The 14,230-nt window shown below is 43.0% G+C and carries 13 protein-coding genes; 9 read left to right on the forward strand and 4 right to left on the reverse strand.

Annotated features, from left to right (window positions below; all coding sequences use genetic code 11):
* Nucleotides 1-17: 17 nt before the first annotated feature.
* The 4 genes from VXQ11_RS05930 to VXQ11_RS05945 are packed head-to-tail and all read left to right on the forward strand — an operon-like array spanning nucleotide 18 to nucleotide 4,733.
* Nucleotides 18-1,667, forward strand: a complete 1,650-nt coding sequence (locus tag VXQ11_RS05930; protein ID WP_416705642.1) for an AMP-binding protein — start codon at nucleotides 18-20, stop codon at nucleotides 1,665-1,667.
* 58 nt (nucleotides 1,668-1,725) lie between these two features.
* Complete coding sequence (locus VXQ11_RS05935; RefSeq protein ID WP_416705643.1) at nucleotides 1,726-2,853, forward strand: acyl-CoA dehydrogenase family protein; 1,128 nt, start codon at nucleotides 1,726-1,728, stop codon at nucleotides 2,851-2,853.
* Nucleotides 2,854-2,872: 19 nt separating this feature from the next.
* On the forward strand, nucleotides 2,873-3,646 hold the full coding sequence (locus VXQ11_RS05940) for an enoyl-CoA hydratase (RefSeq protein ID WP_064096796.1): 774 nt from the start codon (nucleotides 2,873-2,875) through the stop codon (nucleotides 3,644-3,646).
* A 25-nt stretch (nucleotides 3,647-3,671) separates the two neighbouring features.
* Nucleotides 3,672-4,733 carry an enoyl-CoA hydratase/isomerase family protein gene (locus tag VXQ11_RS05945; RefSeq protein ID WP_416705644.1) on the forward strand — a complete coding sequence of 354 codons (1,062 nt, stop codon included), beginning with the start codon at nucleotides 3,672-3,674 and terminating at the stop codon, nucleotides 4,731-4,733.
* Nucleotides 4,734-4,815: 82 nt separating this feature from the next.
* On the opposite strand, the gene VXQ11_RS05950 is transcribed toward VXQ11_RS05945, so the two are convergent.
* Nucleotides 4,816-4,986: a hypothetical protein gene (locus VXQ11_RS05950; RefSeq protein ID WP_004280276.1), complete on the reverse strand. Its 171-nt coding sequence runs from the start codon at nucleotides 4,984-4,986 to the stop codon at nucleotides 4,816-4,818.
* A gap of 168 nt (nucleotides 4,987-5,154) precedes the next feature.
* Nucleotides 5,155-6,024 carry an SDR family oxidoreductase gene (locus tag VXQ11_RS05955; protein ID WP_064101564.1) on the reverse strand — a complete coding sequence of 290 codons (870 nt, stop codon included), beginning with the start codon at nucleotides 6,022-6,024 and terminating at the stop codon, nucleotides 5,155-5,157.
* Between the two features lie 661 nt (nucleotides 6,025-6,685).
* Here VXQ11_RS05955 and VXQ11_RS05960 point away from each other — a divergent pair.
* The 5 genes from VXQ11_RS05960 to VXQ11_RS05980 all read left to right on the forward strand — a co-directional run bounded on the left by VXQ11_RS05960 (nucleotide 6,686) and on the right by VXQ11_RS05980 (nucleotide 12,760).
* On the forward strand, nucleotides 6,686-7,459 hold the full coding sequence (locus tag VXQ11_RS05960) for a glucose 1-dehydrogenase (RefSeq protein WP_064096798.1): 774 nt from the start codon (nucleotides 6,686-6,688) through the stop codon (nucleotides 7,457-7,459).
* A 290-nt stretch (nucleotides 7,460-7,749) separates the two neighbouring features.
* Nucleotides 7,750-8,802 carry an NAD(P)-dependent alcohol dehydrogenase gene (locus VXQ11_RS05965; RefSeq protein ID WP_416705645.1) on the forward strand — a complete coding sequence of 351 codons (1,053 nt, stop codon included), beginning with the start codon at nucleotides 7,750-7,752 and terminating at the stop codon, nucleotides 8,800-8,802.
* 274 nt (nucleotides 8,803-9,076) lie between these two features.
* Entirely contained in the window at nucleotides 9,077-10,762 is a 1,686-nt protein-coding gene (locus VXQ11_RS05970; RefSeq protein ID WP_064096800.1) for a phosphoethanolamine transferase, read from the forward strand.
* Nucleotide 10,763: 1 nt separating this feature from the next.
* Nucleotides 10,764-11,435: a response regulator transcription factor gene (locus VXQ11_RS05975; protein WP_416705646.1), complete on the forward strand. Its 672-nt coding sequence runs from the start codon at nucleotides 10,764-10,766 to the stop codon at nucleotides 11,433-11,435.
* A gap of 5 nt (nucleotides 11,436-11,440) precedes the next feature.
* A complete protein-coding gene (locus tag VXQ11_RS05980) occupies nucleotides 11,441-12,760 on the forward strand; it encodes an ATP-binding protein (protein WP_191730715.1) in 1,320 nt (439 codons plus the stop codon).
* A gap of 50 nt (nucleotides 12,761-12,810) precedes the next feature.
* Here the strand turns inward: VXQ11_RS05980 and VXQ11_RS05985 are convergent, their stop codons facing one another.
* Together VXQ11_RS05985 and VXQ11_RS05990 are read right to left on the reverse strand one after the other, a co-directional pair.
* On the reverse strand, nucleotides 12,811-13,497 hold the full coding sequence (locus VXQ11_RS05985; RefSeq protein ID WP_416705647.1) for a phosphatase PAP2 family protein: 687 nt from the start codon (nucleotides 13,495-13,497) through the stop codon (nucleotides 12,811-12,813).
* Between the two features lie 38 nt (nucleotides 13,498-13,535).
* Nucleotides 13,536-13,922 (reverse strand): diacylglycerol kinase, encoded by a 387-nt coding sequence (locus tag VXQ11_RS05990; protein WP_064096803.1) that lies wholly within the window; start codon nucleotides 13,920-13,922, stop codon nucleotides 13,536-13,538.
* Nucleotides 13,923-14,230 lie beyond the last annotated feature (308 nt).

Raw genomic sequence — 14,230 nt, forward strand, 5'->3', positions numbered from 1 at the left:
TCAGGCTGAGGTTTAACATGTTAGATTATCAAACAACGGTTCAAGACTTTGATTTAAATACGGTTGCAAGCCAGTTTCTCTCCGGTTCAATGCAGGCAGTGAATGCCTGTTATGAATGCTGTGACCGTCATGCCAATTCCGATGCCATTGCCTTGTACTGGCATGGTAAAGATGGCCGTAAAGAAAAATATAGCTTTGCCGAGCTCAAAAAATACTCCAGCCAGTTTGCCAATTTTCTTAAGTCTCAAGGCATTGGTAAAGGTGATCGTGTTTCCGGATTATTACCGCGTACGCCGGAGCTGATCATTACCATTTTAGCGACCTGGCGGATTGGTGCAGTCTATCAACCGTTATTTACTGCCTTTGGTCCCAAAGCCATCGAGCATCGCATTCAGCTGGCGCAAAGCAAGCTGGTGGTGACTGATCTGGCGAATCGGGACAAATTATCCGAAATTAGCAACTGCCCGGCGATTGTGACGGTACATGCCGAAACCGAGGCAGAACGCTATCCGCACGACCTCAGCTTCTGGACGGTATTAAACCGTCAGGCTGAAGCTTGTGAGCTGGAAATCCTGAATGTTAATGATCCTTTTTTATTGATGTTTACCTCCGGTACTACTGGACCAGCGAAACCTCTTAAAGTCCCGTTAAAAGCGCTGATTGCTTTTGTAAGCTATATGCAAAATGCCATTGGTCTAACTCCTGAAGATGCTTTCTGGAATATTGCTGATCCCGGCTGGGCCTACGGTTTGTATTATGCGATTACTGGTCCCTTAATGCTTGGACACTCGACCTTATTTTATGAAGGTGGTTTTAATGCGGAAAGTGTCTGCGAAATTGTTAAGGAATATGGCATTACCAATCTGGCTGGCGCACCGACCGCTTACCGTATGATGATGGCAGCCGATCCTGCTCAAATGGCAAAACTGCGCGGCAAGTTACGTGTCGTCAGCAGTGCGGGAGAACCGTTAAATCCGGAAGTGATCCACTGGTTTAAAGAGGTACTGGATGTGCCGATTTATGACCATTATGGCCAGACTGAAGTCGGGATGGTGGTGTGTAATCATCATGCCCTGGAACATCCGGTCCGTTCAGGTTCGGCAGGCTTTGCCAGCCCGGGTTACCGGATTACCGTTGTCGATGAACAGGGGCATGAATTAGCAGCTGACGTCCCGGGCATCCTGGCAGTGGATATCAGCCAATCGCCGATGATGTGGTTCTCTGGTTATGAAGAAAGCCGTAAATCTCCATTTGTCGGACAGTATTATTTAACTGGGGATACCGCAGAGATTCATGCTGATGGCAGTATGAGCTTTGTCGGGCGTAGTGATGATGTCATTACAACGTCAGGTTATAGGGTCGGCCCATTTGATGTGGAAAGTGCCTTGCTAGAACATGATGCCGTGATTGAAGCAGCAGTCATTGGTGTGCCTGATCCCGAGCGTACCGAAGTGATTAAAGCCTTTGTGATTCTGGCGAATAATTTTTCAGCTTCGACCCATCTGGAAGAAGAGCTGGGTCAATTTGTGAAAAAGCGTTTGTCTGCGCATGCCTATCCGCGCTTGATTGAATTTGTGACCGAATTGCCAAAAACCCCAAGCGGTAAAATTCAACGCTTTTTACTGCGCAATCAGGAAATCAACAAGCAGCAAGCCAAGACTGCATAACAGCCAAAGCCAACAGATTGAATAAGAAGATTAAATAAAGAGATTGAAGGAAGCATCGATGCAACTAACGGAAGAGCAACAACTGATTCAGGATATGGCCAAAAGCTTCGCCCAGGAACAGATTAAACCCTTTGCCGGCGAGTGGGATCAAAAAGGTATCTTTCCCAAAGATGCATTGGCCCAAATGGGAGAGCTGGGTTTTTTAGGTATGCTGATTCCCGAGGAATGGGGCGGCTCGGGTACAGGTACACTGGCTTATGTTCTGGCCTTAGAAGAAGTCGCTGCGGCCGATGGTGCAACATCCGCGATTATGAGCGTACATAACTCGGTGGGTTGTGTGCCGATTTTCAAGTTCGGCACAGAAGAGCAAAAGCAGCAATTTTTAAAGCCTTTGGCTCAAGGTGAAATGATTGGGGCCTTTGCGCTGACCGAACCGCATACAGGATCGGATGCTGCCGCGATTAAAACCCGAGCGGTCAAGGAGGGCGATCATTACATTCTGAATGGCGCCAAACAGTTCATTACCTCAGGCCACAATGCCGGGATGATTATTGTGTTTGCTGTGACTGATCCAGCTGCGGGCAAAAAAGGCATGAGTGCATTTTTAGTGCCGCGAGATACACTCGGCTATGAAGTCATTCGGGTCGAAGAAAAACTCGGCCTGCATGCTTCGGATACCTGTCAGATTGCCTTAACCGATGTCCGCATTCATGAAAGTTTAAGACTTGGTGCAGAAGGTGAAGGTTTAAAAATCGCCTTGGCCAATCTGGAAGGCGGGCGGATTGGCATTGCCGCACAAGCGGTGGGCTTGGCGCGTGCCGCATTGGAAGAAGCCACCAAATATGCGCATGATCGTGTGGCTTTTGGCAAACCGATTTTTGAACAGCAGGCAATTTCCTTCAGGCTGGCCAGTATGGCGACTGAAATTGAAGCGGCACGGCAACTGGTGCATTTTGCAGCACGCAAAAAAGAAGCCGGTGAAGCCTGTTTAACCGAAGCCTCCATGGCCAAGCTATTTGCTTCAGAAATCGCAGAACGGGTTTGTTCCAAAGCGCTGCAGATTTTTGGCGGCTACGGTTATCTGAAAGATTTTCCGATTGAGCGGATTTATCGCGATGCGCGGATTTGTCAGATTTATGAAGGCACCAGCGATATTCAGCGCCTGGTGATTGCACGCAGCCTCTAATTTTAAAAGGACTTATTTCATGCAGTGGCAAACGATTTTATTAGAACAACGTAATGGTGTCGGGCTGATTACTTTAAACCGTCCGCAAGCATTAAATGCACTGAATAACCAGCTGATTTTTGAAATGAATCAGGCACTGGATCAACTGGAAAAAGATCCGGCAATTGGCTGTATTGTGATTGCCGGTTCGGAAAAAGCTTTTGCTGCCGGTGCCGATATTAAGGAAATGGCAGATCTGAATTTTCCACAAATTTATCTGGATGATTTTTTCAGTCTGGCCGATCGAATTGCCCAGCGCCGTAAACCTTTAATTGCCGCAGTGAGTGGCTATGCCTTGGGTGGTGGTTGTGAGCTGGCATTGATGTGCGACTTTATTTACTGCGCCGACAATGCAAAATTTGGTTTGCCTGAAGTCACCTTAGGCGTGTTGCCGGGCATTGGCGGTACCCAGCGTTTAACCTTGGCGATTGGTAAGGCCAAAGCCATGGAAATGTGCCTGACGGCACGGCAGATGGGGGCGCAGGAAGCGGAACAAAGTGGTTTGGTGGCTCGGGTATTTGCCAAGGAAGAATTGCTGGAACAAACCCTGCAAGCTGCCGAAAAAATTGCTGAAAAGTCGCTTACTGCCGTGATGATGATTAAAGAATCAATTAATCGGGCCTTTGAAGTGAGCCTGGCTGAAGGCCTGCGCTTTGAACGCCGGGTATTCCATTCCATTTTTGCAGGTTCCGATCAAAAGGAAGGCATGCAAGCCTTTGTGGAAAAACGGCCAGCCAAATTTACCCATCAATAAGAAATTCATACCAGGAACAAAAATAATGAGTGATGAAAATAATTTAGCGATTCGGGTCGCAGGAGGTCTGGGCATCATCAGCCTGGACCGCACCAGCCATTTAAATGCCTTAACCCTGCCGATGATCCAGGGCATTCAGGCGCAACTCAATCAGTGGCGCCATGAGCCAGAAGTGCAAGCCATCCTGATCAATTCCAACAGTCCCAAGGCCTTCTGTGCCGGAGGAGACATCCGTTATCTGTATGACAGCTATCAGGCCGGCAATACCCGGTATCAGGATTTTTTTGCCACTGAATATAAGATGCTGAGCACCTTGCGTAATTTTCCAAAGGCCGTGATCGTGATGATGGATGGCTATGTACTGGGAGGCGGCTTTGGACTGGCTGAGGCCTGTCATATCAAGGTCGCCAGTGAAAAATCACGTTTTGCCATGCCAGAAACCGCGATTGGTTTTTTCCCTGATGTCGGTGCAACCCATTTTCTGTCCCGACTGGATGAAGTCGGTGTCTATATGGCATTGACCGGTGAGCAGATCAGTAGCAGTGATGCACTGTATCTGGATCTGGTGGATTATCATGTGCCGAGTGAGCGTTTTGCTGAACTGGAAGCGGCATTGATTGCAGCGCCGGTATTAAACCCGATGGAGATTCAAAAGATTATTAGTTCCTATATTACGCATCCTGTAGAAAGCGAGCTACAAAAAAGTATAGAGCATATTAATCAGCATTTTGGCTATCAAAACCTCGAGGAGATTGAACAGAGTCTTGCTCATACAAGTAATTCAACCGATCAGGAATGGGCCAATAAAATGCTGGCAATTTTGCAGCAGCGTCCGGTCATGGCCAAGCAAACCAGCTTGAAGTTACAGCAAGCCGGACAGAATTTGTCGCTAGAAAAATGCATGCAGTTAGAACGCGACTTGCAAGATGTCTGGTTAGAGCAGGGCGACTTTATTGAAGGGGTTCGTGCGCTGATTATTGATAAGGACAAAAATCCGCAGTGGCGAACTGAGAATGCAGAATTTGAGCAAACACTAGAAAAGCTCTGGCCAGCATGGACTCAGCAGCGTATTGAAAACATTACTTAAAGCTGATGGCAAAAGACTCTCTATAATTAAATTATAAAGAGTCTTTATATGTATCCTATCGCATCATCAGTATGAATTCTGCTTAATGAGAGGTTTTCTTTTTCTTGCCGCCACCGTCTTGTTTATTGACCGTCGACCAAGCGATACGTTCGGCTTCTTCTTCAGAATGTCCACGCTCTTTTTCGCTTTCTTCAATATGTTCGGCCTGCCGTTTCTGCTTATCGGTATAGGCTGATTTGTCACCTCTAGGCATCTTGATATCCTCCTCAGGTTTGGCTGAAATTACTATAACAAGGGCTGGTTTCTATAAAGGTAAGTATTCGTTTGACTTATTTTATAAAAGATTTCTTAAGAATAGATGGGCCTGAAATCAAGGAGATGAAGATAACGGTCAGCTAGAACCATTATCTTCTTTACTTGATTAGCCGTTAATAATACTGCCGCCATTCACATGAATCACCTGACCTGAAATATAACTGGCTTCTTCACTGGCCAGGAATAAATAGGCTGGTGCCACTTCACTTGGCTGCCCCATACGACCCATTGGGGTCTGTTTACCGAAATCCTCAAGTTGCTCTTCGTCAAAGCTGCTTGGAATTAACGGTGTCCAGATTGGGCCAGGTGCGACACCATTAACCCGAATCCCGGTTTTATTTTTCAACAAATTGGTAGATAAACTACGGGTGAAGGATGTAATAGCACCTTTCGTACTTGCATAGTCAATTAACTGGTCATGTCCATGATAACTGGTGATACTGGTTGTATTGATGATGCTATCACCGGCTTGCATATGCGGAATCACTGCCTGAGTCAGATAAAACATGGATAGAATATTCACGTTGAAAGTTTTAAATAATTGTTCAGGTGAAATATCGGTAATACTTTCTTGCGGATACTGAACCCCTGCATTATTGACCAGAATATTAATGGTTTTAAATTCCTGTAGGGCCTGTTCAACCATTTTTCTGATTTCTTCTTGATCCTGTAAGTCACATTTAATTAGCAGGCATCGTCGCCCTTCATTTTCCACCATTGTTTTAGTGTCCAGCGCATCGCGATCTTCATCCAGATAACAAATAGCGATATCAGCACCTTCACGGGCAAATAGGACCGATACAGAGCGGCCAATCCCGCTATCACCACCGGTAATCAAGGCAACCTTGCCTTTTAGTTTTTCGCTGCCTTTATATTGCGGTTTTATCACTTCCGGTGCAGGATTCATTTCATTTTGTGCACCCGGTTGATGGTCTTGTTTTTCACTTGAAGCTGGGCTTTCAGGATAATGATTCATATCTTTTCCAATTCCAATGATTTTAGCCATATGAGAACAAAATATATTAGTGGCTTTTGGAAAAAATAAGATTGTATTCAACATTTCATAACAGAATGTATTCGAGATTTATCAATTATTCATCCAGATTATCATTGGTCTAATAACTTAATTACATTAAATAAAGATATATAAATATTATGAGAGGAGATACGTTTTATTTGATGTCGATCCATTGCCCGTACAACTTCAGGCAAATCATGATCGACTTCTTATGGGTAATCCTCTGTAGCTTATCTCTAATGCGTTGCATAGATAATAAAAAGTGCAAAAATGAAAAACTTTATTGAAACCAGACTGAATAAAATACATTTTCCATAACAATTTTCTTTGATATTTAAATGAAAGTTATACTAATTATTTTAATAAGATGGAATATTTTAAAATAGAAGAATCCTAAAGAATACTAATCTTAAAAATAAATAATAGTCGTGTATTAAATTGATATTATTTTTATGAATAAAATTGATATTTATAAGTAAGAATTACAATTACACCTACTATTACAATTAAAAATAAATTCTAAAGTAAATATATTACTTTTAGAGTGCTGAAAATTTATGATAGGGAAAAATCTTAACCTCATAAAGTTATATGACAATGTATTAATACGAGGTATCTCATGCAAAACTCTCTAATAGATTTAACAGGAAAAGTGGCTTTGGTTACGGGAGGTGCGGCAGGGATTGGCCATGCCTGTGCTCTTACTCTTGCTCAGGCGGGAGCTAAAGTCATGATTGCGGATTTAAATCAGGAGAAGGCTAAACAGGCTGCTCAAGAAATCCATGAAAAAACAGGAGGTGAAGTCCAGTGTGTAGCCTGTAATATTCTGGAAGATGATGATCTCGTAAACGCCGTAGAAACCACCCGAAATACTTTTGGAGCTATCCATATATTAGTAAATAATGCGGGCGGTGGAGGTGGTGGCCGGGAATCACCTTCAAAAATTACAGTTGACGACTTTATCAGAGACTTCAAATTAAATGTATTTGCAGCCTGGCGACTTTGCCAACTGGTTGTTCCTTATATGAATGAAGCCGGATATGGCTCAATCGTCAATATTACCTCCATGAGTTCCATTAATAAAAGCCCAGCTATGAGTGGCTATGCCTCTTCAAAAGCTGCCCTTAATCATATGGGCGCTAACTTGGCCCATGATTTTGGGCCTATCGTCAGAATTAATGCCGTTGGGCCAGGAGCAGTACGTACTGCTGCATTAGCAAAAGTACTTACGCCGGAAATTGAAAAAAAAATGTTAGCTCATACTCCTTTACAACGACTGGGTGAAGCTGAAGATATTGCAAACGCAGTATTATTTTTTGCTTCTCCAATGTCTTCCTGGGTTTCTGGGCAAACATTGTTTGTAAATGGTGGGGGAGAGCAAACTCTTGACTAATTTTTAAAATATAAAATTATTATAGTATTTTAATGATTTATTTTATAAAGACTGGCTGAGATGTTATTTTCAGGCTTAAGATAAACGGACTGATTGATCATTTTTAATGAAAATTCAGTCTATATTTTAAAGCCATCAGATCAGACATACACTTTTTGATTTTTATACTATTTTAATAATACCAGTCCTTGATTTTTTATTGAAATTTTAGCGACTGTTCAAAATTAATACTTCAGGAAAAATATTTATTTACCAGATTTTATCCTGACCGCGATATACGAGAAAAAAATATGAACACCGAAGTATTGGGATATGCCGCACATTCATCACAAAGTCCTTTAGTACCTTTTAAGTTTGAACGTCGAACGCCACGTGAAGATGATGTGGTGATCAAAATTGAATATTGTGGTGTCTGTCATTCTGATTTACATCAGGTTAGAAATGACTGGGGATTTAGTTTTTATCCCATAGTTCCAGGTCATGAAATAGTAGGACGCATCATATCGACGGGTTCTGGAGCTAAAAAATATAAAGAGGGTGATCTGGTAGGAATTGGCTGTATGGTCGATTCATGTCGTACCTGTTCAGCCTGTCATTCAGGATTAGAACAGTATTGTGAACAGGGAAATATTCAGACCTATGGCAGCCTGGATCGTTATGACCAGCAGCCCACTTATGGCGGTTACTCACAAATAATTATTTGTAGTGAAGATTTCATATTGAAAGTACCCGAAAATCTGGATACTAAAGCTGTGCCTCCACTCCTGTGTGCAGGCATTACCACCTGGTCACCTTTACGCCACTGGAATATTGGCAAGGGCAGTAAAGTGGCGGTTGTGGGCTTAGGTGGTTTGGGACATATGGCAATTAAGCTGGCCAATGCATTGGGCGCAGATGTGACCTTATTTACCCGTTCAGTAAATAAAGAGCAGGATGCAAAAAAATTAGGTGCCCATCAGGTAGTGCTATCCACAGATGAAGCTCAAATGAATTCTGTCGCGAATCAGTTTGATTTAATTATAGATACGGTACCTTACAACCATGACTTGGAGTCATATATTCCAACATTAACTTTAGATGGGACCATCGTTCTGGTGGGATATCTGGGAGAGATTCGTGCAAATTCAGTTCCACTGATCATGGGAAGAAGATCAATTGCCGGTTCTGTAATTGGCGGAATTAAGGAAACTCAGGAGTTACTAGATTTCTGTGGGGAGCATAATATTGTTGCTGATGTGGAAATGATTGAAATGCGCAATATCAATGAAGCTTTTGAACGCATGTTAAAGAGTGATGTGAAATACCGTTTTGTGATCGATATCAAAACTTTAGTCGAAAATTAATTCTGGTTTTTCTGCTCTATATCCTCTTATGTGCGAACAACCTTATCAAGGTTTGACTTGTAATCCTTACGTGTATATAGGATAGTTTGAAAAGACATCCAAAAATAATTGGATGCTCTTTTTATACCTGAAGCATCTAAAACAGGTTGATTAATAGCGACAGACTATTAAACGATTGAAATCAAAAAATATATTGTGAATATACATCTCTTTAAGCCATTTTTAAGATTCAAATTATAAGCTGAAACATCTTAAAGTCTTTGAGCCATGGATTATGCTGAAGCTATTTTCCCATTCTTCTTTTTTTAGTCAACAACCGAAAAAGTCGATCAGTCTTTTAGGTTTTAACGTGTTGCTGGCTATTTGGTTGGGATTGATCCTAAACTTTGCTTTCTATCAGAAAATCCATGAATTTACGCCTTATACCAATCTAAAAGCAGGTCTGTTACTGGCTGCCACGGCACTGATCATTATTGCGTTTTACAATCTGATATTACAGTGGCTGAACTGGAAATGGAATGCCAAAATACTGGCCAGTGTCCTGATTATTTTAGGTGGTTTTAGTGCTTATTTTGTCAATAGTCTAGGGGTCGTTATCACGCCTGACCAGATCCAGAATATGCTGCAAACCGATGCCCGTGAAGTTCGAGATCTCTGGTCAATGCGATTAGTCATCTGGACATTGGTGTTTGTGATTTTTCCCCTCTGCGTTGTGTGGATGCTGAAAATTAAGCCTGCATCGCTTGGACATCAGCTAGTACATAAGAGCCTGAGCAGTGTGCTCTCAGCTGGCTTGATTCTGGGATTGTTATACTGTTTTTATGTCGATTATGCAGCGATCTTCCGAGAACATCGCGATCTGAAAGGCATGCTTTCGCCACAAAACAGCATTGCGTCTACTTTGTCTTATTATAAAAAGAAAGCACCTAAAGCAAATTTGCCTTTGGTGGTTTTCGGCGAAGATGCACATCTGTTACAGCAGGCCCAAATGCAGGATCATCCTAAATTGATGGTGCTAGTTGTGGGAGAAACTGCACGTGCTGAGAGTTTCGCTTTAAATGGCTATGCGCGCAATACCAATCCTGAACTGAGCAAGTTATCGGTAATTAATTTCAATCAGGTCAGCTCCTGTGGAACTGCAACAGCCGTTTCAGTCCCTTGTATGTTTTCGGGCATGTCACGTAAAACCTATGATGAACAGCTAGCCAGCCACCGAGAAGGTCTGCTGGATATTGCGCAGCGGGCCGGTTATCAGGTGACCTGGATTGATAATAATTCGGGCTGTAAAGGTGCCTGTGACCGGGTACAAAAATACCAGATTCCGGCACAACTGAAACAGAAGTGGTGTGATGCCGGTGGTGAATGTTTTGATGAAATCCTAGTGGATAGCCTGAAAGATTATCTGGCACATCTGGATAAAAACAACCCGACCCCACAATTAATTGTACTGCATCAGATGGGTAGTCATGGCCCCGCATATTACAAGCGTTCCAAAGCGCCATATCAGCCATTTCAACCGACCTGTAATACCAATGCTATTCAGGGCTGTAGTACAGAAGAATTAAAGAATAGCTATGATAATTCGATTGTATATACAGACCATGTTCTTGCCCAGATCATTGAAACTTTAAAGCAGCAGACTCAATATCAGACCGGTTTCTGGTACCTGTCTGATCATGGAGAATCCACCGGAGAGCATGGTTTATACCTGCATGGTGCTCCTTATAGCATGGCGCCCACTCAGCAAACCCATATCCCAATGCTGATGTGGTTTTCCGATACCTGGCAACAGTACAATGCCCGGCAGCTAAGCTGTTTAAAAACACAGACCGGACAGGCACGCAGTCACGACCATCTTTTCCCCAGCTTATTAAGTATGCTGGATATAAAAACGCAAGTGATTGAAGCTAAAAATGATATGCTTGCACAATGCTCATCATCATTAAAAAACAGAGCTTGAAATGCATAAAATACTGATTATTGAAGATGACTTTATGATTGCCGAGTCGACTGAAACATTGCTTAAACTGCATCAGTTTGAGGTGTACTGGGTCAATAATGGGATTGAGGGTTTAAAACAGTTACAGCAGCAGGTCTACGATATTGTCCTGCTCGATTTAGGCTTGCCGATGATGGATGGCATGCTGGTGCTAAAGAATATCCGGCAGAAGTTTCCTAATTTACCGGTACTGATTATCTCCGCTCGGGATCAATTACAAAACCGGGTAGATGGGCTGAATCAGGGAGCAGATGATTACTTGATTAAACCCTATGAGTTTGAGGAACTGCTGGCCCGTATTCATGCCTTAATGCGACGTGCCGGCTTCAAAAATACTGGCACACATATCGATAAGAAGTTAGCACACAGTGGGCTGGAGCTGGACCTGGAACAGCACATCGCATGCTTTAATGGTGAACCGATCGAGTTGTCTAATCGAGAATGGTCTATTCTCACTGCACTCCTCATGCATCCTAGCAAAATTTTTTCTAAAAACGATTTAGAAGACAAGCTTTATGATTTTGATAGTGATGTCAGCAGTAATACGGTAGAGGTCTATATTCATCATCTGCGGGCAAAGCTAGGAAAAGACTTCATCCGCACCATACGTGGGCTAGGGTATCGCTTAGGATGAGCGCCATGCAAAAACGTTATTCCTTGCAAAAACGTCTGGTTATTTATATTTCATTATTTAGCCTGGTATTAGGCTGTGTGCTGATCTTTGCAGCATACCGGATTGCACTCGAAGAAATTAATGAAGTACTGGATAAACAGATGCAAAGTCTGGCAGAGCGCATTGCAGAAAATCATCCGCAGCCCCTGCAGAGTCAAATCGATCTGGCAAAACAGTACGGTGAAGAAGATTTATTTGTAGATATCTGGTCCTATACAGATACAGCCACTTCCTTGCATCCGCACAATGTTCTGGTTGCACCGGTCAGGAAAGCAGGTTTCTACAAGCATCAAACGCCGTATGGAACTTGGTTAACTTATATTATTCCTGGTAAACAACTACAGATTCAGGTGAGCCAGCAGCAAAATGTCCGGCAGGAACTGGCGCTGGAACTGGCAGCCAATATGTTTCTTCCCTATGTGCTTTTTTTACCTTTTGCATTATTCGGTTTAGGCTGGATGATCCGGAAAAATTTTCAGCCTCTTAATGATTTTAGAACTGAATTGGCCAGCCGCAAGGCACAAGATTTAAAGCCGATTGCAATGAAAGATTATCCCCTGGAGCTGGAACCGACCATTCAGGAAATGAATCACCTGTTCGGTCGAATTTCTCTGGCCCAACAGGAACAACGTCAATTTGTGGCGGACTCTGCACATGAGTTACGTACGCCACTCACGGCCTTGAATTTACAGCTACAAATTTTGCTACAGCAATTTCCGCAAAGTAAGTCTATCCATAACTTGAGCCAAGGCATTTTGCGCATGCAGCATCTGGTTAACCAGTTATTAAGTCTGGCCAAACAGGATGTAAGCGAAGGTTTAAGTGAGCCGGTTCAATTGCTGTCACTGAATCAGATGACTGTCACTTGTATCGAAGAACTGATTCAACTGGCATTGCAGAAAGAGATAGATTTAGGGGTGGAGCAGCAGCAGGAACTGTTGATTCAGGGCCAGGCTTCGGCCTTGCATTCAATTATTTATAACCTGATCGATAATGCGATTAAATATAGTCCGAAGGATGGCGTAATTAACATATCGATTTTCCAGCAAGGCCAGCAGGCAGTTTTACAGATCGAAGATAGCGGAACCGGGATTGATACGACTCAATTCAATCAGATTCGGCAACGCTTCTACCGGATACATAATCATGCAGAAATTGGCAGTGGTTTGGGTTTGTCTATTGTAGATAAAGCCACCGAACGCCTAGGTGGAACGCTCGAATTTTCCCGAAGTCTCAATCTGGGTGGCCTTTGTGTACAGGTCAAGTTTCCTTTAGCCGAAGCCTAATGAGATAGGCTTCGGATTATTTTGGCGTTGAGGCTGTTTGATTTAACATGCTAAAGAACAGTTTCTTCTATGTCTAATTTGTGGCTAAACAGCACATAGCCGATAACATTCAGGCACCAGATAATCCAGCCAGTCCAAAGGTTATGACTCAGGAAATGCGCTCCACGCATCATTTGTGCCCAGCCCATGGCTAATCCTAAAATTACTGCAGCGATCAGAAAGAAATAAGCCCGCTTGGGATTAGACATACGATAAACAAAATAGCCAGCCACCAAGGCAAAACCGCTAGAGGCATGCCCCCCAGGAAAACAGTGGCCAGCAGTAGCACTAAAATCCCATAAAATACCATCATAAGTGGGAATAACCATATTCCAGGGACAGGCATGGGCCGACTGGGATTTTAAAATTCCGATCGAGGCTGTGGTCACTGCCACCATGCTAAAGAAATAGCCAAATTCCCAGCGGCGTGTATGCCAGTTCTGCCATTTTAGTGATACCTGCCAGCCCAGAAATAATAGGATATATACCAGAATTAGCATGTCTTTAACATAACGGTGATTAAGTTCTGCCAATGCCCAGTGTTGTCGAAGGGGGAAGTGCCCCTGATCATCGATAAAGGGATAGATAAGCTGTAAATCAAGCACTCCTCCAATATCAAAGAAGTTCAAAAGAACCAAAAAACTGAATATCAAAAGTAAGGTTTGGGTCAATAAGAACCGGGAACGGTCAGTGATCATTTTTAATGGTCCATTTCAGGCAGTAGCGGGTGCAGTGGTCAAATCGAATGACCAGCCAAAATGATGCCCCAAGTCACTGTAATTAGACTGAGTGCTACAAACTGGGCAGCACTGCCCATGTCCTTGGCATTTTTAGACAGCTCATGCCGTTCCATGGAAATACGGTCTACCACAGCTTCTATGGCTGAGTTAATCAGTTCAATGATCAGTGCCAATAGACAAACAGCCACCATGAGTGCTTGCTCAGCTGGACTAACCGAAATCCAAAAGCTTAATGGAATCAAAATAAGGTTGATGAGCAGGATTTGCCGGAAGGCGGCCTCATTTTGAAAGGCTGTTTTAAAACCAGCCAGGGAATAACGTGCTGCATTCAAAATACGCAGGATTCCCGAGGTGCCTTTATAAGGTGATCGGTAGGAGGACATAGAACAGATTCGGTCAATCAGAGATAAAGTAAAGCATAAATTTCTAAGCTTAAAACTCTCTTAAAAAATCCAAGGCCTTATAGAATTTTTATACCTGGTTTTTACATTTTTTTCGCGAAATTAAGCGATTTTTAAGCTTGGACTTTTATATTAAGAATGAAGTGAGATGTCGTGTTGATATAGTTCCCCTAGAGTAGCAGGTCGCCAATTCTTTTAGGCACCTGCTTTTTTTTAGCTTAAATAAATTATGAGTAAAAAAATTGGCAATAAACAGCTAGCATAAAGCCCGGCCGAGCCTGCTCAAAACA

Origin of the sequence: Acinetobacter sp. 197, from assembly GCF_048148385.1 — a bacterium.
Lineage (GTDB): Bacteria > Pseudomonadota > Gammaproteobacteria > Pseudomonadales > Moraxellaceae > Acinetobacter > Acinetobacter pecorum.

Excerpts from the sequence above, each read along its gene's own strand:
- VXQ11_RS05930 (WP_416705642.1), top strand. The coding sequence starts at position 18 with ATGTTAGATTATCAAACAACGGTTCAAGACTTTGATTTAAATACGGTT.
- VXQ11_RS05935 (WP_416705643.1), top strand. The coding sequence starts at position 1,726 with ATGCAACTAACGGAAGAGCAACAACTGATTCAGGATATGGCCAAAAGC.
- VXQ11_RS05940 (WP_064096796.1), top strand. The coding sequence starts at position 2,873 with ATGCAGTGGCAAACGATTTTATTAGAACAACGTAATGGTGTCGGGCTG.
- VXQ11_RS05945 (WP_416705644.1), top strand. The coding sequence starts at position 3,672 with ATGAGTGATGAAAATAATTTAGCGATTCGGGTCGCAGGAGGTCTGGGC.
- VXQ11_RS05950 (WP_004280276.1), bottom strand. The coding sequence starts at position 4,986 with ATGCCTAGAGGTGACAAATCAGCCTATACCGATAAGCAGAAACGGCAG.
- VXQ11_RS05955 (WP_064101564.1), bottom strand. The coding sequence starts at position 6,024 with ATGAATCATTATCCTGAAAGCCCAGCTTCAAGTGAAAAACAAGACCAT.
- VXQ11_RS05960 (WP_064096798.1), top strand. The coding sequence starts at position 6,686 with ATGCAAAACTCTCTAATAGATTTAACAGGAAAAGTGGCTTTGGTTACG.
- VXQ11_RS05965 (WP_416705645.1), top strand. The coding sequence starts at position 7,750 with ATGAACACCGAAGTATTGGGATATGCCGCACATTCATCACAAAGTCCT.
- VXQ11_RS05970 (WP_064096800.1), top strand. The coding sequence starts at position 9,077 with ATGCTGAAGCTATTTTCCCATTCTTCTTTTTTTAGTCAACAACCGAAA.
- VXQ11_RS05975 (WP_416705646.1), top strand. The coding sequence starts at position 10,764 with ATGCATAAAATACTGATTATTGAAGATGACTTTATGATTGCCGAGTCG.
- VXQ11_RS05980 (WP_191730715.1), top strand. The coding sequence starts at position 11,441 with ATGCAAAAACGTTATTCCTTGCAAAAACGTCTGGTTATTTATATTTCA.
- VXQ11_RS05985 (WP_416705647.1), bottom strand. The coding sequence starts at position 13,497 with ATGATCACTGACCGTTCCCGGTTCTTATTGACCCAAACCTTACTTTTG.
- VXQ11_RS05990 (WP_064096803.1), bottom strand. The coding sequence starts at position 13,922 with ATGTCCTCCTACCGATCACCTTATAAAGGCACCTCGGGAATCCTGCGT.